This window comes from Bacillus sp. BPN334, from assembly GCF_008368885.1.
GTDB lineage: Bacteria > Bacillota > Bacilli > Bacillales > Bacillaceae_G > Bacillus_A > Bacillus_A wiedmannii.
In genome coordinates this window covers 77,854-103,930 of the sequence record NZ_QOZW01000019.1, presented here as the reverse complement: position 1 = coordinate 103,930, position 26,077 = coordinate 77,854, and the positions used below count along the sequence as shown (strand labels likewise).

24 protein-coding genes and 2 pseudogenes are annotated in these 26,077 nt (G+C 34.9%); 19 read left to right on the top strand and 7 right to left on the bottom strand.

Translation table 11 applies throughout. The annotated features are described in order from the left end of the window. Positions 1-77: 77 nt before the first annotated feature. Positions 78-1,415 carry an erythromycin esterase family protein gene (locus DN393_RS26165; protein WP_088047161.1) on the bottom strand — a complete coding sequence of 446 codons (1,338 nt, stop codon included), beginning with the start codon at positions 1,413-1,415 and terminating at the stop codon, positions 78-80. A 360-nt stretch (positions 1,416-1,775) separates the two neighbouring features. Between DN393_RS26165 and DN393_RS26160 the strand changes: the two genes are divergently transcribed. The 10 genes and pseudogenes from DN393_RS26160 (at position 1,776) to DN393_RS26115 (ending at position 11,570) form a co-directional block, all read left to right on the top strand. Beyond that, complete coding sequence (locus DN393_RS26160) at positions 1,776-2,654, top strand: CPBP family intramembrane glutamic endopeptidase (RefSeq protein WP_088047162.1); 879 nt, start codon at positions 1,776-1,778, stop codon at positions 2,652-2,654. Between the two features lie 50 nt (positions 2,655-2,704). After that, a pseudogene (locus DN393_RS26155) lies at positions 2,705-2,918 on the top strand (small, acid-soluble spore protein, alpha/beta type). Positions 2,919-3,564: 646 nt separating this feature from the next. Beyond that, positions 3,565-4,782, top strand: a pseudogene (locus DN393_RS26150) (WXG100 family type VII secretion target). 14 nt (positions 4,783-4,796) lie between these two features. After that, complete coding sequence (locus DN393_RS26145) at positions 4,797-5,249, top strand: SMI1/KNR4 family protein (protein WP_000018399.1); 453 nt, start codon at positions 4,797-4,799, stop codon at positions 5,247-5,249. A gap of 770 nt (positions 5,250-6,019) precedes the next feature. Next, positions 6,020-7,087 carry a glycoside hydrolase family 113 gene (locus DN393_RS26140; RefSeq protein ID WP_142289339.1) on the top strand — a complete coding sequence of 356 codons (1,068 nt, stop codon included), beginning with the start codon at positions 6,020-6,022 and terminating at the stop codon, positions 7,085-7,087. A gap of 89 nt (positions 7,088-7,176) precedes the next feature. Next, positions 7,177-7,368 carry a DUF378 domain-containing protein gene (locus tag DN393_RS26135; RefSeq protein ID WP_000670800.1) on the top strand — a complete coding sequence of 64 codons (192 nt, stop codon included), beginning with the start codon at positions 7,177-7,179 and terminating at the stop codon, positions 7,366-7,368. 210 nt (positions 7,369-7,578) lie between these two features. After that, the gene (gene serC / locus DN393_RS26130) at positions 7,579-8,661 is read left to right on the top strand and encodes a 3-phosphoserine/phosphohydroxythreonine transaminase (RefSeq protein WP_088047181.1); all 1,083 of its coding nucleotides are present in this window, start codon (positions 7,579-7,581) and stop codon (positions 8,659-8,661) included. Between the two features lie 12 nt (positions 8,662-8,673). Then, the gene (locus tag DN393_RS26125) at positions 8,674-9,846 is read left to right on the top strand and encodes a 3-phosphoglycerate dehydrogenase family protein (protein ID WP_088047163.1); all 1,173 of its coding nucleotides are present in this window, start codon (positions 8,674-8,676) and stop codon (positions 9,844-9,846) included. A 13-nt stretch (positions 9,847-9,859) separates the two neighbouring features. Continuing rightward, on the top strand, positions 9,860-11,107 hold the full coding sequence (locus DN393_RS26120; RefSeq protein WP_064475816.1) for a DUF1015 domain-containing protein: 1,248 nt from the start codon (positions 9,860-9,862) through the stop codon (positions 11,105-11,107). Positions 11,108-11,192: 85 nt separating this feature from the next. Next, on the top strand, positions 11,193-11,570 hold the full coding sequence (locus DN393_RS26115) for a hotdog family protein (protein ID WP_064475815.1): 378 nt from the start codon (positions 11,193-11,195) through the stop codon (positions 11,568-11,570). Positions 11,571-11,803: 233 nt separating this feature from the next. Here the strand turns inward: DN393_RS26115 and DN393_RS26110 are convergent, their stop codons facing one another. Both DN393_RS26110 and DN393_RS26105 read right to left on the bottom strand, forming a co-directional pair. Beyond that, complete coding sequence (locus DN393_RS26110; RefSeq protein WP_149174089.1) at positions 11,804-12,199, bottom strand: DUF3224 domain-containing protein; 396 nt, start codon at positions 12,197-12,199, stop codon at positions 11,804-11,806. 196 nt (positions 12,200-12,395) lie between these two features. Continuing rightward, positions 12,396-13,427: a S66 family peptidase gene (locus DN393_RS26105; protein ID WP_064475813.1), complete on the bottom strand. Its 1,032-nt coding sequence runs from the start codon at positions 13,425-13,427 to the stop codon at positions 12,396-12,398. Positions 13,428-13,700: 273 nt separating this feature from the next. Between DN393_RS26105 and DN393_RS26100 the strand changes: the two genes are divergently transcribed. The 6 genes from DN393_RS26100 to DN393_RS26075 all read left to right on the top strand — a co-directional run bounded on the left by DN393_RS26100 (position 13,701) and on the right by DN393_RS26075 (position 18,877). Beyond that, the gene (locus DN393_RS26100; protein ID WP_064475812.1) at positions 13,701-14,342 is read left to right on the top strand and encodes an ATP F0F1 synthase subunit alpha; all 642 of its coding nucleotides are present in this window, start codon (positions 13,701-13,703) and stop codon (positions 14,340-14,342) included. Positions 14,343-14,521: 179 nt separating this feature from the next. Beyond that, positions 14,522-14,791, top strand: coding sequence for a 2TM domain-containing protein (locus DN393_RS26095; RefSeq protein WP_000438999.1), 270 nt, complete (start codon positions 14,522-14,524; stop codon positions 14,789-14,791). Positions 14,792-15,129: 338 nt separating this feature from the next. Beyond that, positions 15,130-15,969, top strand: coding sequence for a YitT family protein (locus DN393_RS26090; RefSeq protein WP_000747488.1), 840 nt, complete (start codon positions 15,130-15,132; stop codon positions 15,967-15,969). Between the two features lie 180 nt (positions 15,970-16,149). Continuing rightward, the gene (locus DN393_RS26085) at positions 16,150-16,827 is read left to right on the top strand and encodes a response regulator transcription factor (protein WP_081257291.1); all 678 of its coding nucleotides are present in this window, start codon (positions 16,150-16,152) and stop codon (positions 16,825-16,827) included. A gap of 1 nt (position 16,828) precedes the next feature. After that, on the top strand, positions 16,829-18,205 hold the full coding sequence (locus DN393_RS26080) for a sensor histidine kinase (RefSeq protein WP_064475811.1): 1,377 nt from the start codon (positions 16,829-16,831) through the stop codon (positions 18,203-18,205). 201 nt (positions 18,206-18,406) lie between these two features. Beyond that, positions 18,407-18,877: a DinB family protein gene (locus DN393_RS26075; RefSeq protein ID WP_064475810.1), complete on the top strand. Its 471-nt coding sequence runs from the start codon at positions 18,407-18,409 to the stop codon at positions 18,875-18,877. A gap of 116 nt (positions 18,878-18,993) precedes the next feature. On the opposite strand, the gene DN393_RS26070 is transcribed toward DN393_RS26075, so the two are convergent. Beyond that, positions 18,994-20,253, bottom strand: a complete 1,260-nt coding sequence (locus DN393_RS26070) for an MFS transporter (protein WP_149174088.1) — start codon at positions 20,251-20,253, stop codon at positions 18,994-18,996. Positions 20,254-20,322: 69 nt separating this feature from the next. Then, positions 20,323-20,946, bottom strand: coding sequence for an ArsR/SmtB family transcription factor (locus tag DN393_RS26065; protein WP_048559929.1), 624 nt, complete (start codon positions 20,944-20,946; stop codon positions 20,323-20,325). A gap of 185 nt (positions 20,947-21,131) precedes the next feature. On the opposite strand from DN393_RS26065, the gene DN393_RS26060 reads away from it, so the two are divergent. Continuing rightward, complete coding sequence (locus tag DN393_RS26060; protein ID WP_149174087.1) at positions 21,132-22,196, top strand: ABC transporter permease; 1,065 nt, start codon at positions 21,132-21,134, stop codon at positions 22,194-22,196. Next, a complete protein-coding gene (locus DN393_RS26055) occupies positions 22,196-22,867 on the top strand; it encodes an ABC transporter ATP-binding protein (RefSeq protein WP_088047167.1) in 672 nt (223 codons plus the stop codon). The genes DN393_RS26060 and DN393_RS26055 overlap by 1 nt, the downstream gene beginning before the upstream one ends. A 71-nt stretch (positions 22,868-22,938) precedes the next feature. Here DN393_RS26055 and DN393_RS26050 read toward each other — a convergent pair whose 3' ends face one another. Together DN393_RS26050 and DN393_RS26045 are read right to left on the bottom strand one after the other, a co-directional pair. Further along, positions 22,939-24,057 carry an LPXTG cell wall anchor domain-containing protein gene (locus DN393_RS26050; protein WP_149174086.1) on the bottom strand — a complete coding sequence of 373 codons (1,119 nt, stop codon included), beginning with the start codon at positions 24,055-24,057 and terminating at the stop codon, positions 22,939-22,941. Between the two features lie 150 nt (positions 24,058-24,207). After that, entirely contained in the window at positions 24,208-24,801 is a 594-nt protein-coding gene (locus DN393_RS26045) for an ATP-binding protein (protein WP_149174103.1), read from the bottom strand. A 202-nt stretch (positions 24,802-25,003) separates the two neighbouring features. On the opposite strand from DN393_RS26045, the gene DN393_RS26040 reads away from it, so the two are divergent. Next, positions 25,004-25,924 (top strand): class I SAM-dependent methyltransferase, encoded by a 921-nt coding sequence (locus DN393_RS26040; protein WP_149174085.1) that lies wholly within the window; start codon positions 25,004-25,006, stop codon positions 25,922-25,924. Positions 25,925-26,077: the final 153 nt, after the last annotated feature.

Genomic DNA, 26,077 nt, shown 5'->3' with positions numbered 1-26,077 from the left:
GGTTAAAAAAGATGCTTATATTAATCTCCATAAAACAATCCCTTCTGGCAGATGCAAGAAGGGATTGTTTTGTACTTTTATTTAATATGAGATGGACTTGTTTTTCGAATGTGAAAAATAATATCAAATTGCTCAAGCAATGAAGTATCAAAGTATAACGAACTGTTCGGGAGGATTTGTCCCCCTAAACTTAGTAATGGTCTTTTTGCTTTAACCCATTTCTCTGCTTGTCCTTTAAGGTGACGGTTATCCAATAAAAACATGTTATATGGTACTTTTCCGAGGGTATAGTTAAAACTATTTACATTTTGTGGAATCGTATCCGTTGTAATCTTACCCCCGGTGGAAGGATTATATTCGCTGTATAAGGTGAAATTCCCCTCCGTAGTTGTACTACCAATTGTGACGTAATTATTGTCTAAACGTTCCTTTAAAAACTGCCCCGCAACATCAGGGTATAATTCCTCATCGATAATGCCTTTAGCAATATGAATATTGTGTGCCCAAACCATCGTTTTACCACCAAATGTCTCTTGTGCCCACATTGCATGATCGGCCAAGTATTGCTCATGTAGCTTTATCATACTTGGATAGTCGTTAGGCAGTAGCATTGTGGTAAATTTCTCTATTGCACTTGCCGTTGCTTTCACCCAGATGTACTCAGGTGAAACTATTTCTGTGTTGGCTTGCACATTCTCATCTTTTAGTAATCGGGCTACTCTCTCAGCGTTTGCTTTGAACTGCTCTTTCAATTCAGGAGTAAGTTTCATATATTCCTGTACACTTCCAGTAAAAGACGATAATTCTTTATAATTTTCTTCTACTTCTGCCAGCAAATCTGGTCGATGCACCCTTACATAATCAATTACTTTATTAAAGCTACCTTGGTCCAACGTTTTTAAGTCGAGCCCAATAAATTGGATCTTTTTTTTATTGGATGAATCAGCATTATAATCTTTCATCCACTCAATCATGGCTATAATTTCATCAGTAGGATATAACAATTTTAAAAATTCCCTAGGGTTTCCTTTTCCTGTTTGGATATATTCATTTAGCTTTAAGCCGTTTCCCCAATCTTCTTCCATTGTGAAATTTGTAAAACCCATCTCAGTAACCAAATATTTCACAAGTCGAAACTTCATAGTGAAAATTTCAGAGCTTCCATGAGTATTCTCTCCTAATCCTACATATTGTGCACTCCCAATCATTTTCTTAAGTGGTTTTAAATCCTCAAATGATTTTGACGGCTCTATCGTTTTTAATGGATAAGCCTGTGATTGTATTGATTTAACTATATTTTTTTGGATTGATTGACCTGAATTTTCGACTGCTACCGTTTGAGCGTTTCCTACTTCCCCACATCCTGTGACTAATAAAGCTGTACTAACCATTGCAATTATTCTTTTCTTATTCATTTTTTTCCACCCCAATTGAATTATTTTTAAAAGCAAGATTGATTCATGTACTTGCACGTAACAATTGCCTTCATTCAATTGTTATCTATCCCATATCATATTTTCTAGTTACATATTGTCATAAGGTTAATTGACACAGGTCATAGACTAATCATTACACTTTTGTACTATCGGCTATGACAACTTATAAATAATAATTACATTGATGAGTCGCAAGTAAGACTAGATTATAAATTTGGGAGGGATTTTAAAGATGAATGAATCTGTATGCCAAAATATTTTTACGCTAAGTTGTGTCTGTGGAAATGAGAAGAAGTAAATTCGATAAACAAGTGAATTAAAGGGGAAGGGCGGATTACAATGATATTACACGCAAAATCGTTTCACAATAAAGATAAAATCCAACGTGCTAAAATAGGACTTCAACTCTTTCTGAGTATCTTAATCATTACTTCTATTATCTTAAATGTAGTAGTAATAATTACTAAAAGTATGCCGCTTATTGTGGTATATATGTTTACCCCAGCATTTTCTTCTATTTTGACTCGCATAATACTGAAAGAAGGGTTTAAAGATGTATCTTTTAGTCTCGGTAACTTAAAGATATGGAAGGGGATTGGGTTTGCTCTGCTAATACCTATGATTATTTGTGGAATTACTTATTCTATCGCCTGGTTGAGCGGAATTGCGGAGTTTCAGCATCCCGAAGGTGGTATGTTAGAACCGATCTACAATATACTTGGACTTCAGTATCTACCGGAACCATTCAGTTTCATTTATCTAGTAATATTGAGCGGCATTTTAGGAAGTTTGCTTAACTTAATCCCAGTTTTAGGAGAAGAAATGGGTTGGCGAGGTTATATGCTCACAAGGCTAGTCGATGCAGAGTTTTCACGGCCTATCCTTATTAGTGGATTGATTTGGGCAACGTGGCATGTTCCAATTGTTATTGCTGGTCTATATGTAGAGGGATCATCTATCCTACTTTCAGTACTTGGCATCTATTTTTGTATTGTGCCCTTCAGTTATATTACAGCTTATTTACGACTTATCACAGGTAGCGTTTGGCCTTCGGTTATCATCCATACCACTTGGAATGCCATTATACAAGGACCTTTCGCACGTGCAAGTACAGGATATCAAACTGAGATTTGGATTGGAGAATCTGGCTTGATAACCGCTAGTATTATCTTAATTACTGCAATAATTACGTCTCGAATAGTAAATCTTACTAAATAGCATACGGATGTGTTTTAAATTCAATTAGTGAAATATGACGAGGCGCAATTATGGATGTTCAAAGACATGAAAGTAATACAAATGAGATTCTTATTTCTGCTGAGAGCTATTGAGCAGATGAAGTACGTGATTGCTCGTGAATTAGGAGTCACATTAGGACCGGATACATCAGCACGTGCAAATGGTTCTGTCGGTGGAGAAATTACAAAACGCTTAGTTCGAATGACAGAAGAACAATTAACAGGACAATATAGGTTACAGTAAGTTAAGGTGATAAATAAAAAAACATATATGGATTCTTTTCAGACTGTGGAGAAAATCTTCTCCACAGTCTGTTTTTGTGTAAAAAGAGGAGTAAGGACTTCTGGAAGAAATACAACGGATACTGAAAGCATTGATTCAATTCTTTTGATTTCATCAGTACTCCAGTTGAAAGTTTTTACAATAAGTATAGCGTTTTTTTTATTTTGAGGATATAATTTTAACTTCGCTTGATGAGCATGTGGCGTTACCCTATTATGTTTTTCTTATGACTATCAATCGAATATCAAAAATTATGTAATGACCGAAATATATTTTTCGGAAATTTGTTTTTTTATTAATTATATATCTGAATATATAATTTCATTGAATAGATAAATTATTGACAAAGAGAGGGGTCTATAAAATGAATTTCATTGCAAAATTAATAAACCGCTTATTTTATAATACTATCAGTATAAAAACGTGATGTCTTTTATAACAACGAGGGTTATTTAAGGGGGCAGTTCATTTTTCTAATGAGGAATTGGAGCTGTTTTTATGATGGAATATACTTTCACTTTTAGGAACGGATATTTTCAAATGCTAACCCTTAATGAAATAATGATATGTTATAATTTTCATAATATATATGCAAAGAAAGGATGGAATGAGCACACAAATAAAGGTAACACCGGAACAATTAGAACAAGCTGCTAAAACCGTAAGCAATACGAGATCATCATTAGAATATATACATAAAGATTTATACTCTCAAATTGAATATATAGCTTCTCAGTGGAGCGGAGCAAGCAGTGATCGTTTCTATCAGATGTTTAATGAAGCAAAACCAATGATGTTTAACATTTTGCAAGAATTAGATAAAATCGCAGTAGAATTAGAACGTGCAGCTGTTAAATTCCGAGAAGCGGATGAATCGTATGACGGAAATTTAGTTGACTCTGATATTCAAGAAGGAGCCATGTGTGGAAAACTCCCTCCAAAATCAGAAGAGTCATTTTTCAATAAAAAGGATTTAAATGCTGCGTGGACTGGTATTTCTACCGGTTTTGTAGATGGTGTTGTAGATGCATGGAAAGGATTCGTAGCTTTAGGAGATAAAGAAACTTAGTTAAATATGCGAGATGCGATTGTAAACTATAGAGAGACTATTCCTGCTGTATGGAACACTGTATCAGATACATTTATGAATAATTTTTGGAATGGAGATCTGGAAAGCAGAGAACATTATGCAGCTTACGCAGTCACTACGCTACTCACAGGCTTTGTTGGTAGCAAAGGCTAGATAAAGTAGGACAAGCAGGTAAGGTGGCTGCTATTACAGGGTTTACTAAAGGGAAAATCACTTGTGACTAATTCTCCGGCATACAGAAATGCATTACACATATTAAATAACTATGAATTTAAAGCTGGTAATCATCTTTCATATGCAGGTGTCGGTAGTACACAACCATATTTACAGAAAGCACCTACGTATACTTATGAAGGTGCAAATGGACCAAAAACGATTCGTTTGCGTAAAGGAGACTTAGCAGGAGATAAGCACCCTGTTACAGGTATTCCATATGATGCTGAAGGATTTCCTATTTTTGAATCAAAAGGCGAGGTAATGTTAAAAGAGGCAGATTTCAAAAAGTCTAGAAAGTGTAGTAAGGCATTATATGAACAAATAATGGAAAGTCCTGAATTAGCTTTAAAATTTACGGATGAAGAAATTCAATTATTTAAAATGGGAAAAACTCCAGAGCATTATACATGGCATCATCATCAAGACACTGGAAGGATGCAACTTGTAGATTATCAGACTCATCATGATACTGGTCATACAGGTGGATATAAAATTTGGGGAAAAGATAGCGATAAATAGGGAGGTATTTAGCCATGAGTCACATTACATGGATTAATGTAAATGAAAAAAGAGTAACAGATGACCAAATTAAACAATTAGAACAATACTTAAATATTAAATTTCCTAATGATTTTATTGATTGTGTACAAAAATATGATGGTGGATATCCAACGCCAGATACATTTAATATTCCAAATCAAGATGAAAATTCACTTAATAATCTTTTAACCTTAGATTCTGATAGAAAATATTCAATTCTAGAAACATATAATAGTACGAAAGATAGATTACCTGACAAAATATATCCTTTTGCTAGAGATCCATTCGGCAATCTTCTATGCTTTGATTATCGAAACAACACTGATTCACCAATAATCGTATTCTGGGATCATGAGGAAGAAGACATAGAGGAAGCAATATATCCTGTTTGCTCAACATTTACAGAATTACTTGCTAGTCTACGTGATTTCGAAGAAGAAGATTGAGGGAACTAAAAAAACGTCCTAGAATTCTAGGACGTTTTTTTATGATTTACTAATTTTCTAACCATCATCCGCTTTCTCAAGTTTAATTACGATTACTTTTTTGGATTACCTTTATATTACAGCATCAACAGTTATTGTAGCTGAACGAGCTATAAACAAGATTACTGGAGATACGGAAACAATATGGATTCAAGAAAGTCAATAACTGTGATGTAGAAAGACATGAAAGTAGGAACTAATTATACAGTGTAGAATGCTGAATTAACTATAGACACCTTTCATTTGGTACCCATTTTCTTGTCCATATATTGAGACAAGAAAATGGGTACTTCTTAAAGAAGTAATTATTACTTTGTACACAGTTAAGCATTTATTTGTATGATGGTGTGATTTTTGAAAGAAGAACAAAGGAATTCTTAACTGCAAAAGTAAATAATGAAGTAAATATAAAAGTAATACAAATAAAAAGCGAATATAGATAAAATTTTTTTGATACATTTATGATTATAAAAATTTATTTATACGAAAAATATAATTTAATTAGGCCGTTAGAAGGAAGGCGACAATTTCAATTGTATAAGGACAAAAAAGGAGCGGAAATAAGCTCCTTTTTATTTACCTTACTATTTTTAGGAGGTTAGTATGAATAAGATATGAATAAAGGATGAATAGCATTTTTATGGATGAAAATTCCACTCTTTTTTTAATGGAATATATGTGAAACGTTGTATAGAATAAGCAAGAATTCCAAAAATTATAGGAGGAAAGTTGTGAAGAAAAATAAGAGTTTAGTAAGTTTTTTAGGAGTGTGTATGATGTTGTTTTCTTTTTGTTTCCAAGGAAATGTACAGGCAGATGTGAATACTGTTCAATCAGGAAAGATAAAGTCAGGAAACGTAACGGTGTGGGAAGTTGGAAATGTATCGAAAGTGTTAGCGGATGTAGAGCGCTTAAATTTAAATACAGTAAATGTACCGATTCAGGTAGATATTCCGAACGTGACTTCTACGAACATGGTAATTAATCAAGCGCAAAAGCAACAGGCTATTATTTTAATTCAAGAATTATCAAAGCGTAATATTCAAGTTATTGTGGAACCGTTCTCATATATTCAGCAAGGAAATGTTGGGGAAACGGAATGGAATCCGAGTAATATTAATGATTTCTTCTGGAATTGGAAAACGGTTATTCTGCAAGACATCTTTCATTCGATTACGAGTAAATACAATGTGTACGGACTTAAGATTGCCTCTAATTTCGTGAACATGGAATATGCAGAAGGATACTGGAACGATACGATTGATTTTGTTCGTAAGCAGTATAAAGGAAATGTTTTGTATCAAATGAATTGGTGGTTAACAGCAAGCTTTGATCTTTCGTATGAAGCAAAGTTTAAGGAGAAAATCAATCGTCCGTATTTAAAAAAGGTTGATATTGTAAGTATCGATAGTTGGTTTGAAGTTTCGGGAAAAAGAAATCCAACATACGAAGAAGTAAAGCAAAGTTTATTTGCGACGACAGTGTATAATCGTGGGCAAAATGTTGTGCAGCAATTGGAACAATTACATAAAGCAACAGGAAAGCCCGTTTATTTTGGTGGATTTAACGTTCCGGCGCGTGAGCTTGGATTACAAAATCCGTGGAATCCAGATGTTTCTAATATGTTTTCAAAGGACGTACAATTAAACGGATGGCGCGCTTACCGAGAAGTATTAGAAACGAAACCGTATTTTAAAGGTTTTTCTATTTGGTTTATTGGCTCTAATGATAGTACACATGCGTATCAAATACATAGTAAAGAAGCCGAAACGGTTATTAATGGCTGGTATCAAAAATAATTTTTATTAAATAGGTAAGTTTTGAATTTTACCACATATATTTCTAGAGAAAGGCCTTTCACCATCTTATCACCTAGGGGGCAATCATAATGAAATTTTTGTCTTACCTTACAGTAATTTTGGTGATTCTTGGCGGTTTGAATTGGTTATTTGTAGCGTTAGATTACAATGTAGTTGAGAAATGGTTTGGTTCTATGCCGGCGCTTGTGGACACTATTTATTGGCTCTTTGGTCTTTCTGCTATTTATCAAATTTTTGATAGGTTCTTCACGGACAATTAGCAATTATACTTTATTACTAGAGTGTTAAGTACGATTATGTACTTAACACTTTTTTGTATGTTTATAAAAAATAGTTTGCAATTGCAAGCGATTCCATTGCGTCTTGCGCCGTAATAGTGGAAAACAAATTGACCACGTATTATATTTCGGGTTATAATTCAGAAAGTTTAAAAATTAATAAAAATGAGAAATAGGGAGGTTATTAAGGTGATGGAGAGAGTATATAATTTTTCAGCTGGACCATCAATACTCCCTTTGCCAGTTTTAGAGAAAGTGCAAAAGGAGCTTGTAAATTATAACGGGACAGGCATGTCTATTATGGAAATGAGTCATCGATCTTCTTATTTTCAAAGTATTATAGATGAAGCGAGTAAACTACTTCGTGAATTAATGAACATTCCTGATGAGTATGAAGTACTGTTTTTACAAGGCGGTGCGTCATTACAATTCTCTATGATACCGTTAAATGTAATGAATACGTACAAAAAAGCAGGGTACGTATTGACTGGTTCATGGTCTAAAAAGGCACTGCAAGAAGCTGAAAAAGTAGGAGAAGTACAAGTGCTTGCTTCTTCTGAAAAAGAGAAGTTTACTACAATTCCTAAACTGGATGGTTTACTAGGCGATGAAAAACTAGATTATGTACATATTACAACAAACAATACAATTGAGGGTACGAAATATGTGGACATTCCACGTTTAGATACAGTACCGCTCGTTGCGGATATGTCCTCAAATATTTTATCAGAACAATATGATGTTACGAAGTTTGGGCTTATATATGCGGGAGCGCAAAAGAATTTAGGGCCAGCGGGCTTAACGATTGCTATTATAAAAAGAGATTTAATTGGGGGAGCAGAACGCTCTTGTCCTACAATGTTAAACTATGAAACTTACAGCAAAAATAACTCCTTATATAATACACCGCCGTCCTTTAGTATTTACGTAACGAAACTTGTACTAGAGTGGTTGAAAGAGCAAGGCGGGGTATCTGCGATTGAAGAACAGAATAGAATGAAATCTTCACTTCTTTACAATTTCTTAGATGAATCAAAATTGTTTACTTCACCAGTTGATCCTACGTATCGATCACTTATGAATATTCCGTTTACAACACAGTCAGAAGAGCTGAACAATGAGTTTTTACAAAAAGCGAAAGAACACGGCCTTGTTACGTTAAAAGGACATCGCTCAGTCGGTGGTATGCGTGCAAGTATTTACAATGCGATGCCAGTACACGGTGTACAGCAATTAGTAAATTATATGAAGGAATTTGAGTTTGAAAATAGATAGGGAGATGGGGATATGTTTCGTGTTCAAACGTTAAATCAAATTGCGGAAAAGGGTTTGCAAGTTCTTGACGGAGAGCGTTATGAAGTAGGGGATAGAATGGACCACCCAGACGGTATTTTACTTCGCAGCTATTCTTTACACCAAGAAGAATTTTCAAAAGAATTAAAGGCGATTGCAAGAGCTGGTGCTGGTGTAAATAATATTCCTGTCGAGAGATGTACAGAAAAAGGGATTGTAGTATTTAATACACCAGGAGCGAATGCCAATGCAGTAAAGGAGCTTATTATCGCTAGTCTTATTATGTCTTCACGTAACATTATTAACGGTGTAAGCTGGACGAAAAATTTAGAGGGTGAAGAAGTACCGCAGCTTGTTGAATCAGGGAAAAAACAATTCGTTGGATCAGAAATTGCAGGGAAACGTCTAGGTGTAATCGGCCTTGGTGCAATCGGTGCTTTAGTTGCGAATGATGCGTTAGCTTTAGGAATGGACGTTGTCGGATATGATCCTTACATTTCAGTTGAAACTGCATGGCGCCTTTCAACACATGTGCAAAGAGCATTTAGTTTAGATGGAATTTTTGCAACATGTGATTATATTACACTTCATATTCCTCTTACGAATCAAACGAAGGGAATTATTGGTGAACACGCTGTAGAGAAGATGAAAAAAGGTATGCGTTTATTCAATTTCTCTAGAGGAGAACTTGTAGATGAAAATGTTCTTCAAAAAGCGTTAGAAGAAGATGTTATTACGCATTACGTAACAGACTTCCCGAATGAAAATGTGATAAAGATGAAAAATGTAACAGCGACGCCTCATCTTGGTGCATCTACGTCTGAATCGGAAGAAAATTGTGCGATCATGGCAGCGCGCCAATTACGTGAATATTTAGAGACAGGAAATATTCGTAATTCAGTAAACTATCCAAACGTCGAACTGCCGTATATCGGAAAAAAACGAATTACGATTATGCATCAAAACGTTCCGAACATGGTAGGACAAATTACAGGATGTTTAGCAGAACATCATATTAATATTGCCGATATGATTAATCGTAGTAAACATTCTTGGGCGTACACAATGATTGATATTGATAACGGAATTGATGATATAATAAAAGAGAATATAGTGGAAAATATAAGCAAAATTACAGGTGTTGTAGCCGTTCGAATGATTGTGTAAAGGAGAGAGGAACTTGGCAAAAATCCGACCGTTTCGGGCCATTCGTCCAGTAGAAGAAAAAGCAGCGGAAGTTGCAGCTTTACCGTATGACGTATTAAATAGTGAAGAAGCAAGAGAGGTTGTAAAAGGGAATCCGTATTCTTTCTTACACGTTGATAAAGCAGAAATTGATTTAGACCCGGCACTTTCACCGTACGATGATCGTGTATATGAAAAAGCGGGTGAAAATTTAAATCGATTTATACGAGAAGAAGTGTTCACTCAAGACGAAGAGCCAGCGTTATACATTTATGAACTGACGATGCAAGGAAGAACGCAGTCAGGCCTTGTCGTTTGTACATCGATTGATGAGTATGAAGATGATACAATTAAAAAACATGAAAGAACACGTCATGAAAAAGAACTAGATCGCATTCGCCACGTAGATGTATGTGACGCAAATACGGGTCCTATCTTTTTAACGTATCGTACAAAAGAAGAGATAAAGCGTTTCATTGCCAGCTGGAAAGAAGAACATGCGCCAATCTATACATTTACAGCAGAAGACGGCGTTAGGCACGTTGCTTGGAAAATAGCTGATGAAGAAGTAATTGCAAGTTTAGTAAACTTATTTGAAGATATTCCTAACCTGTACATTGCAGATGGACATCACCGCTCTGCATCAGCTGCAAAAGTAGGGATCATGCGAAGAGAACAATATCCGAATTACACAGGAGAAGAAGAGTTTAATTTCTTCCTATCTGTATTATTCCCTCACGATGAATTATCCATTTGGGACTATAACCGAGTTGTGAAAGATTTAAACGGCTTATCAGAAGAACAGTTTTTAAAGCAAATTGCACAATACTTTTATGTAGAAGAAGCAGCTGTTTCTCCGTATAAACCAAATGAGCCAAAAACATTTGGAATGTATGTAAACGAGAAATGGTATAAGCTCAATGTGAAAGAGGAAACATTTGATGCGAACGACCTTGTAAAAGGTTTAGATGTATCTATTCTGCAAGATCATTTATTAAGCCAAGTACTTGAAATACATGATCCGCGATCTGATTCACGTATCGATTTTGTAGGAGGAATCCGCGGATTAGAAGAACTAGAACGCCTTGTAAATAGCGGTGAATATAAAGCAGCGTTCTCATTATATCCGACATCAATGGAATCTTTATTAGCAATCGCAGACGCTGGAGAAGTTATGCCGCCGAAATCAACGTGGTTTGAACCGAAACTGCGTAGTGGGTTGTTTGTACATTCTTTAAAGTAAATATAGACTTCGTTAGATTGAAAAACCGAAATGATTATAGTTTCGGTTTTTCTTATGTTAAAAGTGTTTTTGAGGAGGGGTATGGATGGAATTGAAAGTAGGAGAAAAAATCACCTTTGAACGAACTTTTACAAAAGAAGATGTTGCGTTATTTACGGAAGTATCGAAAGATGAAGGTGTTCATCATGTTACACCAGATGAGCAGGGGAGATTCGTTGTACAAGGACTGTTAACATCAACATTGCCTACAAAAATTGGCGGTGATTATAACGTATTAGCTCGCAAGATGGATTTTGAATTTTTACGTCCTGTGTTTAGCGGTGATACGATTCGTTGTGACGTAACCATTGAACAATTTGAGCCTGATGAAAAAAATCGTACAAAGATTATTGCGATGTTTGTATGTAGGAATCAACTTGAAAAAGAAGTTATGAAGGGGAGTTTTTCTGGGATTATTCTTTAGTTAGTAGGAAAAGTAATGAATAGGTGGGGGCCACATGCCTCTCGAGCTTAGATTTTTAATTCCACCATAACGAAAATTTTATGCATCGTTGAATACTGATAATAAGACGTTATGTAATATACTCTGTTCTTTTCTTAACTAATAGAAGAATAGTTGAATAAGCTCGTCAACAAAAAAAGGACATTCCTAGTATTACAAGAAATGTCCTTTCCACTAAATTATAGGATATTTTGCTAAATTTCAAACTCTAAAATCAGTTTACTAGTTTGACCTGTAAACTGATAATGGTAGGACCCTCTCAGATTTTCTAAGTTACCAGTAGCTTTAATAATTGTTCCTGGGGAATCTAGATTTCCTTTATCAAATATTCCTTGCTCTATAGCTGTAAATGTCCCTTGTTGCCCCTTATAAATTCCTTCAAAGTGTAAAAATCCAGAAATTTTAGCAGTAGCCAAGTGACCATCATTTATATTTGAGTCTAAATAATATAACAAGTATTCAACAAAAGCTTTTCCTTTTAATTCACCATCAATATCATATTCAACATGGGCAATATTGATAGGGAAATCTTTTCTAGTATCATCGATTAGTTTTTCATCCCATTTACTTACTGTAAATGTTACTTCCATACACGTAATCTCCCTCCAATTATATACTTTTAAAAAGTATTAATTCACAGTCATATCTCATAGGAGTGATTTTATTTATTGGGGTCCTTTCATGGCGCTATCAAGCTAACCAAAATAAAATACTCTCTAAAATGAAAAAACACGCTATTTTTTCTGTAGGATCAGGAAAATGGCTATACTTATTTAAAGTTTTCCTTTATTCTACGCCACTCTCTAAAATAGAGAAAGACCCATTTTCACAATCAATTTCTGCCATCGCACCGTAAGGTAAAATAAACTTCGGCTCGGTATGGCCAAAATTTAAATTATAAAGAATCGGCAAATCTTCTAAATTATGTTCCTTCATTACTTGCAGTATTTCATGTTTATATTCTTCATAATACATTTCGTCTTTTGGTTTACCAAAAATGATGCCCCTTGCTTTTTGCAGAATGCCTTGTGCTGCATAATTTCGTAACCAATACTTTATATAGCTTGGTTCTGGATGGTCTTCAGAAGTTTCAAAGAAAAGGATACGATTCTCCCAATATTTTTTCTCAGGCCAAAGCTCCGTACCTTTTGCAAATTCCAATACTTCTATACAACCACCAATTAAGCGTCCTTGTACGGTAGTAGAGCCTTGAAGTAGTTCATAGCCATTGTTTTGTTGCATCGTACGCCTTGTATCTTTATTTACCTCTATCCATTCTAAACGCTCACTTGTCCATTCAGGAGCTGGTTGAATCTCGCCAATTGTCTCATTTGAAAAGAGAGTCCGATTTACCATTTCAACTGTATATGGATCCATCTCTACATTTTCGGCAAAATCAGTTAAAATGGCTGGACCGTAAAAAGAGGAAACTCCTGCTTTATGACAAAACAAGTGTGAAACGGTAACGTCAGAGTACCCCATAAAAATTTTCGGATTTTCACGTATTACATTAAAATCTATATAAGGAAGTAAGCGGATGCTATCTTCACCGCCAATATTCGCAATAATTGCTTTCACGCGCGTATCCTTAAAAGCTGTCATTAAATCTTCCGCACGAGCCTGTGGATTGTTATAAATGAATTCGCTACCTTTTAAACTATTTGGCATTGGGATAACCGTAAGACCGAAAACTTCTTCTAATCTTTTTACTCCTTGTTCATAACGCCATCTTATCTCAGAATCGCCTGCGCCTCCCCATGAAGGACTTACTGTTGCCACAATATCTCCTGCCTGTAATCTCTTTGGTTTCTTTAACATATTAACTCCGCTCCTACATAATGTAATGGACTACGATTATACAAACTGTAGCATTGAAAAAATATGATGCATCACATTATTTTCTTCATCATTAATCCGTTTACCTGCCAGTATTTAAGAATTCAGTCTTAGTGTTGAGTATATTTAAAAGTTACAGTATGCAACATTGCATAAGAAAGATAGTTGCTATTTTGTACAACCTGTAACTATAATGGTTACAGGTTGGTCGTATCCAATCAAAAAATATAATCATCATGAATGGAGAGGTTACATATGGGTATGAAAAAAATAATTTTAGCAGGTGCTTTAGGAATCGCAGCATTATCAGGAACGAATTTACCAGGATTAGAACTGTCAAAAGCGAGTGCCGCTTCTATGGAATCCAATTTCTCGACGTTAGAAGGACGAGTAATAGAAGTAGATAACGGTGTAATTGTCGTAAAATCTAAGCAATATGAGGAACCTGTTAGTGTGTATATGGATTCCCTTTCAAATGTGAAAGTAGGAGATGAAGTAAAAGTTACTGGATCTATGATGCGTAATTTCACGGAATATATGATTGCAAATTCAGTTGAAAATACGTCACATAAATTAGGTATGCACATGAAAGAAGATGGTTCTCCTGATTATGTGATTGGGGAAGTATCAAAAGTAGGAACGAGGGAAGAGGAAGGAGAAGGTTCTACTAAATATGTCGTAGTTGAGTATCCATCACTAAACGGGAAGAAAGTTATTATTGATGTTTTCTTAACGAAGGGACAAGTATTTCATACGGGTGAGAAAGTAAAAATTGATATGAAGTTTGTAGGATGGGGCGGAAGTTCTATTAACTGGAACACAACGGACAACATTGAAAAAGTTCATGAGGTAAAGAGCGACGTTGAAAATAATGATGATGTTTGGATTTGGTCTTAATTAGACGCTTGTAAATAACAAATGTATCATGCAGTATCCATCGAATCATCATATGTATGATAATTCGATGGGTACTTTTTTGTTTTATGTTTTTTTGAGAATAACGGATTTCTGATTAGAATATGATGTTAATACTGGAGCGAAGGTGAAAAAAACAATATGAAAAGAGGTGTTTAAGGGTGGAGCGAGATGAGGTTTATTTACGAGCTAAAAAAAGGGTAGAGAATTTACAAGCGTTTTATATTCATTTAACGGTCTATATACTAGTGAACTTAATGCTTTTTATTATAAATATAAGCTCTGATTCAAGTAAATTATGGTTTGTATATCCACTTGCAGGTTGGGGGATCGGTATCGTTATACACGGTTTGACAACTTTTCCAGTTGGGATATTCGGAAAAGAGTGGGAAGAACGAAAGATTAAAGAATATATGGAGAAAGATAAGTAAATTTATTTCTGGAATGTATGAATATAAATCTCTGGGATCAAATGTTTGATGCGAAGTCTATTCTATAGCTTCGCCTATTTGTTTTGTATTCGAAGTTTGTGCGAGTGAGTGTTCATATTCATTTTTTAGCATCAACTGCATGTGAAATCAAAACTTTACTTGTAGTACATAATAAATACAGTTGTTTTACTTTTTAAATTACATGTGGATATAGGATAAAGTTGTTTTATCATCCTATATTAAAATAAAAATAAACCACTGTTCGATTTGAATATTCCACGATATAATGGTGAGAGTTTATGACAGAATAAATATTTACATAAGAAGTGAGGTACTGTATGAAAAAAAGAACGACAGACATTATTTTTATTATTATTGGTGCATTTCTATTTGCGTTAGGTGTCAATTTGTTTGTTATCCCGAACGAGTTTGGTGAGGGTGGAGTAACTGGTATCACGATTATTACGTATTATTTATTTGAATGGTCACCAGGCTTAGTTAACTTAATTTTAAATGCGATTTTGTTAATAGCTGGTTATAAATTTTTGAATAAGATTACAACAATTTATACGATTATCGCTGTAGTTACGAATTCGCTATTCCTTCATTTGACAGAAGGTTGGACGATTGCTTCGGATGAAATGCTTGTAAATGCCATTTTCGGAGGAATATTTATTGGGTGCGGGATTGGTCTTATTATTCGCGTTGGCGGAACAACAGCAGGTACTACCATTTTAGCAAGGATGACGCATAAATATTTAGGATGGAGCATTAGCTACGGTCTACTGTTCTTCGATTTAATTGTTGCGTTTTCATCTTATTTCATCATTGGTGCAGAAAAACTGATGATAACAATTATTATGCTATATGTAGCAACGAAAGTGATGGAGTTTGTAATTGAAGGTTTAAATCCGAAGAAAGCCATTACGATTATTTCTGATAACCCGAATGAAATTGCCGGGAAGGTAACTACCTTAATGGGCAGAGGGGTTACTGTGTACTCAGGTCATGGCTATTACACGAAAACTCCGAAGGAAATTCTTTATGTTGTTATTAATAAGCAAGAAGTAGTCAAGCTAAAACGGATTGTTCAAACTACAGATCCGGCTGCGTTCATTGCTATACACGATGTTCGTGACGTATTTGGAGAAGGATTCGTAGATATTTCTAAAGCATAGAAATTACTTTTCATTAAAATAATCTTAATACTAAAACGTAAGAATCTATTTTGAATAATCTTTTTTCAAAATAGATTCTTTTTATTTATCTTAAAATGTTGGTTTGTTTTTCTTTTTCTTGCAAAAAATCCAATTGTTTCTTAAGGTAAGGATGTAGAAGGATGAACAAGAGAGGGTTTAATGAAGATGATACATATTTTATTAGCTGATGATGATAAGCATATTAGAGAATTGTTACATTACCATTTGCAAAAAGAGGGGTTTAAAGTTTTTGAAGCAGAAGATGGAAAGGTAGCACAAGACGTATTAGAGAAAGAGAATATTCACCTTGCGATAGTAGACATTATGATGCCGTTTGTTGATGGCTATACGTTATGTGAAGAAATCCGGAAGTATCATGATATACCGGTTATTTTATTAACTGCGAAAGATCAGTTAGTTGATAAAGAAAAAGGATTCATTTCTGGTACGGACGATTATATTGTAAAGCCATTTGAACCAGCTGAAGTCATTTTCCGTATGAAGGCATTACTGCGTCGTTATCAAATGCTGAGTGCTGATATTATTACACTTCATGGAACAACAATTGATCGTAAAGGTATCGAAGTAAAGTGTAATGGTCAAACGATTCTGCTTCCATTAAAGGAATTTGAGTTATTATCACAACTTGCTAGTTATCCGGGAAGGACATTTTCAAGAGAAGAATTAATTGAATTAGTATGGGGAATGGATTTTGAAGGGGACGAACGAACAGTTGATGTTCATGTGAAGCGACTGAGAGATCGTTTCTCAAAACGAACGGATGATTTTCAAATTACGACAGTACGCGGACTCGGTTATAAGTTGGAGTTGAAATAAGATGAAATCATTATACTCTAGATTTGTTTTTATGACGGTTGGAATCATGCTACTTAGCAGTATTATCGGTTTTTTATTAACAAATGTATACTATCAAGTGAAGTTAAAACCGTACAATAGTGAAAAGATTTTAATGTATGCGGAAGAAGTAAAATCGTTATATGAAAAGCAAAGTGAAGAAAATCAAGAGGCGTACTTACAGTCTATCGCGAAATTAGGATATGAAATTTATATTGTCGATGATCAAAAGAACGGAAAGCGTATTGGCAATGCGTTTCGTAAGACGACAATTAGTGATGACACCGTTCGTAAAGTATTGCAAGGGGAAACGTTTAACGGCGTTTCTACATATCCAACACGCCTCTTTATTACGGGGTTTTTCGATAATGAATTAATTAATAGTGTCGGTGTGCCGGTAAAACACGGTGATAAACAGTACGCTTTATTCATTCGTCCTGACATTCAGCAACAATTTGGTGAGATGCGAATTTTTCTAGCGGTATTACTAGGGTTTATCGTTTTATTAAGTATTATTTTTATTGCGATTGCAGCAGGGTATATCATTCGCCCAATTCGTAAGTTCACGAGGGCTACGCAAAAAATTGCGAGTGGTAAATATGAAATTGAATTAGATGTAAAACGAAAAGATGAAATTGGTACGTTATCTACAAGCTTCCAAAAGATGACGAAAAGTATAAAAGAGTTAGATGAAATGAGACAAGAATTCGTTTCGAACGTTTCACATGAATTTCAATCGCCACTTTCATCCATACAAGGTTTTTCGAAAACATTGCAAACAGAAAAGATGAGTGAAGAAGAAAGAAACCATTACTTACAAATTATTGAGGGCGAAAGTAAGCGAATGTCTAGTTTATGTAAACAGTTACTTACGCTCGCTTCTTTAGACAAAGAAGAGAAAGTATTGCAAATAAAAGAATTTAATCTGCAGAAGCAAATTAAAGACGTCATTTTTATGCTCGAATGGAAATGGCGTGAAAAAGATATCGCTGTTGAATTTGATGTGCCAGACATTACAATACAAGGCGATGAAAACTTACTTCATCAAGTATGGAGTAACATCTTTACGAATAGTATTAAGTTTTCAAACGACGGCGGAACGATTGAATTTGTTGTAGAAGAATTAGAATCAAGTGTGATGATCTATATATCAGACAACGGAATTGGTATGGAAACAGAAGAAATGGATCGTATATTTGATCGTTTTTACAAAGTAGATACAGCAAGAGCAAGAAACGTAGAAGGTAGCGGTTTAGGATTATCGATTGTACAGAAGATTGTAGAACTGCATAACGGAAACGTTTCAGTGTATAGTACGAAAGGGGAAGGGACTACTGTTCAGGTGGAGCTTCCGAAATAGATGAAAGAGGCTGCTACGGAAGGGCCTCTTCTTTTTTGGTTTCTAGTATACGTGTAAAGTGAAAAAATGTGAGTCATTTTCATTACATAATCGGACGAGTTTGTGGAGTGAGCTCAGGAGGAAGTTTATTTAAACATGTAGAATCTCTACAGAGTTATAAGGATTGTATTAAAATTTGAACCGTATAGGGAGGAAATTACTTTGAAACGAATTGACTTGTTATTAAACGTACTAGATTCAACATTCGATAAAGAGAGTTGGTATGCACCGTTTAAACATGCTATAGAAGGACTTACAGCCGAACAGGCTATGTGGAAACCATATGGTGAGGCAACGAATACCATTTGGGAGAGCGTTAATCATCTCATTTATTACAAAGAGAGGCTTGCTGCAAACTTGGAAGGCCGTGAATGGACACATAATCTTGACGGTAATGACACTTTTTATCTTACTAAGCAATCTAATGATGACACGGAATGGAAGGAAGTCGTTGAACGTTCTGAAAATGCTCAGCGTAATTTAAGACAGGTATTGAGCGCGATTTCCGAAAAAGAGCTTGAACAAAATTCACTTGAGAAGAAATTACTGGACATCATGCTTCATGATGCTTATCATACAGGCCAAATTATTCAATTAAGGAAAATGCAGGGGTCTTGGCCATCAAATCGTTAATTGAACGTTTTAGTTGGTGCTATTGTTATATTTTTAGTGAAGTATTTTACATCCAAAATTAAATAACTACATTTTAACCCCGTCCCAAATCTAGAACGGGGTTATGTTTGTTCCTGCTATAAAGCTGTACCTTTCCCGCGCTCTTCCCTAAAATGAACTCCAAAAGTATCCGCTGTAATTTCATCAGCTTTCGGCAATGCTCGTAATTTCGGATGAAGCAGCCATATGAGAGAAATAAATAAAATACCGATGCTAGCGAGCGCAAAAATGAGTTGGCTACTAAATACATTTGCGGTGTATCCGCCAATTAAAGAACCGAACGGCATAGCAATTGTGCCCATACTTCGCATGACTGAGTTAATGCGTCCAAGATATTGATTTGGAATTGCAATTTGACTAATTGTCGCAAATAATATGTTGGTGGCACCGATTGGTATCCAAGCTAGGCCGAATAAGAGAATAGATAGCCATTGAAACGGTACAATCGTAGAGAGAAACCAAAAGATAGCGCCAGTCGCAAAGCTAATAATGGAGACACGGCCAACATTACGTTTGCCAACCCATGAACTGAATAATGCACCGATGAGACTACCTGCTGATATAGCAGCTAAGAAGAAGCCATATGATTTCACGCCTCCAACAGAATCAGCGTAAGAAGGGAGTATCGCCATTGTCATACCGATTGAAAAATTAGCGACAACTGAACCGATTAAGAAGGCGCCCATTAATGAACGGAAGACGATCGAAAAGCCTTCTTTTAAATCAGAGAAATATTGTTTAGTTGAAAGTGATGTATTGTTTTCCGCTTGCTTTGGCATTTTCAATGAAAAGAACAAAAGGGCAGTAATCGCGAATGTGAAAGAGTCGATTACATATAAAGTGATTGCGCCAAGTAGTGCTACTAATATGCCAGAAAGCGTCGTGCAAATTAAATCAATGCCTTGATATGCAAATGAAAAGAGTGAATTTCCTTTTAATAATTGTGTTTTATTCAATAGAAGTGGTAAAGCTTTTGATTGTGCGGGATAGGTGAATTGTTCGATAAAGGCTACGATGGGCATAATGATGAGTAGTAGTTGAACAGTTAATAGGTCGAAGTAGTGTGTAATAGGAATGATTAATATAAGAATACATTGCAAAACTTGTGTAATGACGAGGGTGTTTTTGATTGACCATCTATCAACGAATGGACCGGTAAGAAATTGAAGTGCAGAAGGTAATAATGTAAGGAAACCAGCCAATCCAGAATAAAAAGGATTACCACTCAGTTTATATACGAGCCACATCGCCGCTACATAATACAAACTATCTCCTATGTTTGTAAAAATTCTCCCTAAAAACAATAAGAGGAAATTCCGGTTTTTCAATATGTCCATTTAATCTACTCCTTTATAATAAATTTATTCGGTAAAATAAATTTGACCGTTTATGTAAAAAAAATCGTATTACGATTTTTCTTCTTTTTTCACAAAGCGCTGCATCGCTCGTTCGTCGATTTGTAGTGCAGTAGTAGAAATGTAATAAGATTTACTATTTGGATCTTTATCTGCATCTTTTGTAATCTCGTTTAATTCAGACATCACTTCATAAAACTTTTTCACCCACACTTGAAATTGTTCTGGCGTAGCATCAAACTCCCAGCAAGATGAAACGTAATTCCACTCAGCTGGATCTTCGCTGATTTTCCGTAATGTAAAAGCTTCTTCAGGTGCAGCGAGAATATGGCTTTTCGTCATTTCCGTCATTTGTAAAAAGATTTGGCGACCGGATTCGCTTAATATTTCTAAATGAGGTAATAGGTTCGCGGCAGGGGTGAAGCCTTTAGCGACAGATTGATAAAACTTTTGAATGATGCCATTCTTTTCTTCTGTATAAACAATTTCTATAAAACCATTCTTTTCTAATTCTTTTAAATGATAATGAATTTTCGCCCTTGGAATGCCGAATTTCTCAGATAGTAGTTGTCCTGTATAAGGACGTTCGCATAGACGCATCATCATTTCGACACGTAGTGGATCGCTTATTGCTTTTAGTTGGCTATAAGTAGTGAGTGTTAACATGGGCTTCAAAATGATCAACTCCTTAAATAAAATTACTCGGTCAAGATTATTTGACTGAATTGTATCAAGGATTCTAGTTATTTTCAATACTTTCTGAAAATTAAATCTTCTCCTCTGTAATCTTCTGTTCATATTCCGTTCATATTTCTTTTTTATGATTAGTGCATAGAAAAAAAGAGGAAGGAGCGAGCGAAATGTTTTTAGCTCTGCGTGAATTGAAACAATCAAAATTAAGATACGGATTAATCGGACTGATTATGGTGTTATTATCATTTTTAGTTCTTGTTATTTCAGGATTAGCAAATGGACTATCATATGATAATGCTTCATCGATTCAAAATATGGAGGCAAACAAGTTTGTTTTAGCAGATGATGCGGAAAATAAATTACTTCGTTCACAAATTAAGAAAGATGATGTAGATAACGTAGTAAATCAAGTAGGCGAGAAAGAGGCCGTTCCGTTTCGTGTGAAAGTTTCAACGTATGAAAAGAAAGATAGTTCGAAAAAAGTGGATGTTGCTATTTTCTCCAGTGAACGTGATTCATTTTTAGAACCGAACATTGTAAAAGGTAAGAAATTAGGTACAGCAAATAACGAAATGGTTGCTGATGAATCAATTAAAGAAAAAGGAATCGATATTGGCGATACAATTATTGATCCTGTTTCAAAGAAAGAATTTACAATTGTTGGATTTACGAAAGACCAAATGTTTAGCCATACACCAGTCGTGTATGTAAATGAAGACGTATGGGGCTCTATTTCACAACCAAACCAAAAAGATTATAGTGCAATTGCGCTGCATACAGATAAAGAAATTAAAAATGCACATGTTATCGACAAAAAAGAAGTATTACAAAGTATTCCAGGATTTAAAGAAGAGCAAGGAACATTAACGATGATCATTGCGTTCTTACTTGTTATCGCTGCGTTACTAATCGGTGTATTCTTCTACGTCATTACACTGCAAAAAACACAACAATTAGGTGTATTAAAAGCAATCGGTACAAAGAATTCTTATTTAGCAAATAGCTTAGTCGTGCAGGCGTTATTCTTATCAGTCGTTGCGATGGTAATTAGTATTGTCCTTGTACAAGGATTAGAACAAATTTTACCAGCAGGTATGCCGTTCTTATTAACAACACCGATGATTGCACAATATGCAGCAATCTTTATCGTAATTAGTATTTTAGGAACACTTATTTCGTTATACCAAGTATTAAAAGTTGATGCATTAGAAGCAATTGGAGGCGGGATGTAATGACTTCATTATTGAAATTAGACAAAGTAAGTAAAGTGTACGGAGAAGGGAATACGGAAGTAACAGCCCTTCATCCGATGTCCCTTGATGTGAAAGCTGGAGAATTTATCGGAATCGTTGGTCCTTCTGGATCAGGGAAAAGTACGTTATTATCAATCGCGGGTGCATTATTATCACCTTCAAAAGGGGATATTTACATTCGTGAGCAAAATATTACACAGTTATCAGAAAAGGAAATGACAGATATTCGTTTGAAAAAAATCGGCTTCATTTTCCAGTTTGCAAATCTTGTTCCATATTTAAATGTTAAAGAACAATTGCTTTATATTGCAAAGCTTAAAAAAGAAAACAAACAAGACTCAGAAAAGCGTTCGGATCATTTATTAGCGGCATTTGGATTAGGAGAAAGAAAAAATCATTATCCAAATCAACTATCTGGCGGGGAAAAACAAAGGGTAGCAATCGCTCGTGCGTTTATGAACAACCCCGACTTAATATTAGCGGATGAACCAACAGCAAGTTTAGACTCAAAACGCGCACGTGAAGTCGTTGAAATGATGAAACGTGAAGTGAAAGAGAGCCAAAAAGCAGCAATTATGATTACGCATGATGAAAGAATGCTTGATGTATGTGATCGTATATTGACGCTTAGAGATGGGAAGTTAATATAAAGAAAAAAGACAATCACACATAAATGTGCGGTTGTCTTTCGTATAATTATTTTAAAATAGGTATAATTGCTTTACTTTGAGAATAACGCTTTAATTTTATTTCGTGTTACTAATAAAACGCCGCCTAATACAGATAACATACCTAAAGCCATATTATTTGATTGCTCACTACCGGCGTTAGGAAGTTCTCTAGTATTATTGTCTACATTTGTAGTACCAGTCTTTGTTTCTGTTTGTTTCGATTGAGATACTTCATTAATTTTGTTATCGACATTTTGCTTCGTTGTATGTACCTCAGCTAATTTGTCATCAATTTTTTTCTCAGTATGTTTAAAGTCGTTGATTTTAATATCTAAGTCTTGTTTTTTCTTTGTTAAATCGTCTGAAACAGTTTGTTTCGCTTGTTTTATTTCGTTAATTTTATTTAGTAAATCTTCTCTAGCTTTTTGTAATTCAGCAAGTTTGTTTTTTACATCTTGTTTAGCTAGTTCTAAGTTAGCGGAAAGACTATCTAAATTGCCTTTAATTTTCTTAAGTTCCTCTAACGTGTTCCCAGTATTCGGCTTATTTTCTTTTAGCTCAGCAAGTTTGTCCTCAGCAGTTTGTTTTGCTTTCTTTAACTCAGCTAATTTTTCATCTACCTGTTTTTTAACTTCCTTAAGTTCATTAACCTTTTGATCGATATTTTCTTTATGTTGCTTAATTTCATTCACTTTTTCATCGACAGTTTGTTTATGTTCTTTAATCTCATTAACCTTATTATCGATATTTTGCTTATGTTCTTTAACTTCAGCAACTTTGTCTTCTACTTGTTTTTTATGCTCTTTAATTTTAGCGATTTTATCTTCGGCGATTTGCTTGTCTTGCTGAAGTTTTGCATCTAACTCTTGTTTACGTTGTTTCATTTCGTTAATTTTTTCATCAGCAACTTGTTTACGCTCATGTAGTTCATTAACCTTCGTATCAACATTTTCCTTAACTTGGTTAAGTTCATTCAATGTTTGATCCACGTTTTCTTTGTGCTGCTGCAATTTCGCATCTAACTCTTGTCTATGTTGTTTAATTTCAGCTAATCGATCTCCCGTACTTTGCTGAGGAGTAGCATCAGTTACTTCCGCATGAGCAGAGTTTGCGCCAGCAATCATTGCTAAAGCTAGTGTAGACGCAGCAATTGTTTGTTTTGTTTTCATATTATTGTACCTCTTTTCTTTCATATGCATGAGCTGTTTTGTGTAAAATTGAGCATATAGAAGTAGATTATCTTATCATTATATACCATGTACGATGTCTAGAGGAAGTATTTGCATAATAATCTATGATTATGTAATTTTTATAGTCTCTTATTTTTGGGTAGGGGACAAATCTTTAGCAAGATGCACAATTTCTTCTATAGTAGAGTTTATATCCTTGCTATTGCGAATAACAAACAAATAATCAGCCTCGTTTTCTATAGGATCTACCACATCTTCGTGAAGTGATTCAGAATGTTGTCGATCGAGTACTTCTTTGAAACTAGAATAATCACCTCTAAAAATATTTGTACTTCGCGTGCTTCGAGCTACTCTTTCGTAAAGGACATCATCTGGAATATCAAAATGAACGAGTATGCGTACATAGTCATCTTTCTGAAACAATTCATTGAGTAAATACATCCTGCCGTTTCGACTTCTATTTGAGTTGCAAATAATAAGGTGTAAACTCGTATGTTCTTTTGCATAATCAACAATGAATTTCGAAAAACCGTGCTTAAATGTATTAGTGCCTTCATCCGGCTGTAATTTTTCGTAATGTGTGTTGATAAATTCAGCTTGGTTATCTTGATCCATAACGAAAGAGTTGGGTAACTCTTTTTCTAGTTCTTTAGCAAATGTAGTTTTTCCGCTGTGTGTTTTTCCTACGGTAATAATGACTAATCGTTTCATATTGGCCTCCATATGTATTGTTATAATTTGGAACATTCTGTGTGAATCGACAATTTTCCTGCCAGAGAATATACAAATTGTTGGTTTGATAGCAGGCTAGAAACTTGACAAAAAAACTTATTTATTCTATAATTTACCAATATATAAATAAAGTGTATAATAGGGTTCTCCTGGCCAGGGGAACCCTATTTTTGTTGTAAAAATGAAGGAGTGTATGTGCGTGAAAAAAGGTGAAGCGAGTGTAACGTCGCTAGTATCAGCTTTCGGAAGAGCGTATCATAGTGAATTTGATCGTCCTAAAATCTTTGATGATTATGTAGCTAAAGATTTCATTTCACCAAAAGAACGTAACGATATTGAAACGAATATGGTTCAAGGGATACATTTTTTCAATACAGACATTGCACAGCAGTTTCAAGACAATCCACAAGAAATATTAAAATGGATTACACAAGTTCAATTATCACCAACACCTTTGGCACGCGCGGCATATTGTGAAAGAGTATTACTACATGAAATTACATTAGGCGCAAAACAACACGTCATACTCGGTGCTGGCTTAGACACATTTAGTTTTAGACACCGAGAGTTAGAGAATAAAATAGAAATATTTGAAGTGGATCATCCTTCTACGCAAGCGTTTAAAATACAAAGAGTGAAAGAAGCAAAGTATGAAATTCCAAACAATCTTCATTTTGTTTCGATGGATTTCACTAAAGATTTCTCGAAGCAAACATTAGTAAATGAAGGATTTGAAAATAAAAAGACGTTTTTTAGCCTATTAGGTGTTACGTACTATTTAACGAAAGAGGAACTATCTAGTTTAATAGAACGTTTATTTGCGATGGTTCCAGAGGGAAGTTCTATCGTTTTTGATTATCCGGATGAAAATTTATTTACGGAAAAAGGACTGTCCAATCGAGTTGAAAATATGGTGAAAATTGCTGCAGTAGGCGGAGAACCGATGAAATCGTGTTTTTCTTATACAGAAATGGAAGCACTATTAGAGAAGGCGGGCTTACTCATTTATGAGCACTTATCACCAGAGGATATTGATAAGTTATACTTTGAAGGACGAAATGATTATTTAGAAGCTTTTGAGACGGTGCATTATGTGCATGCGGTGAAGAGGTAGAGGATTAGTAGGCATGGGGAGAAATCTCTGTGTCTTTTTTTATTAAATTTCCTGCCCTTGAATAAAGAACAGTAAAACCCCTAAGCATGTAAATCTTTGATTTTTATTACAATTATGTAAGGTTAAGTAATAAAAATCGATAGAACGGGATAT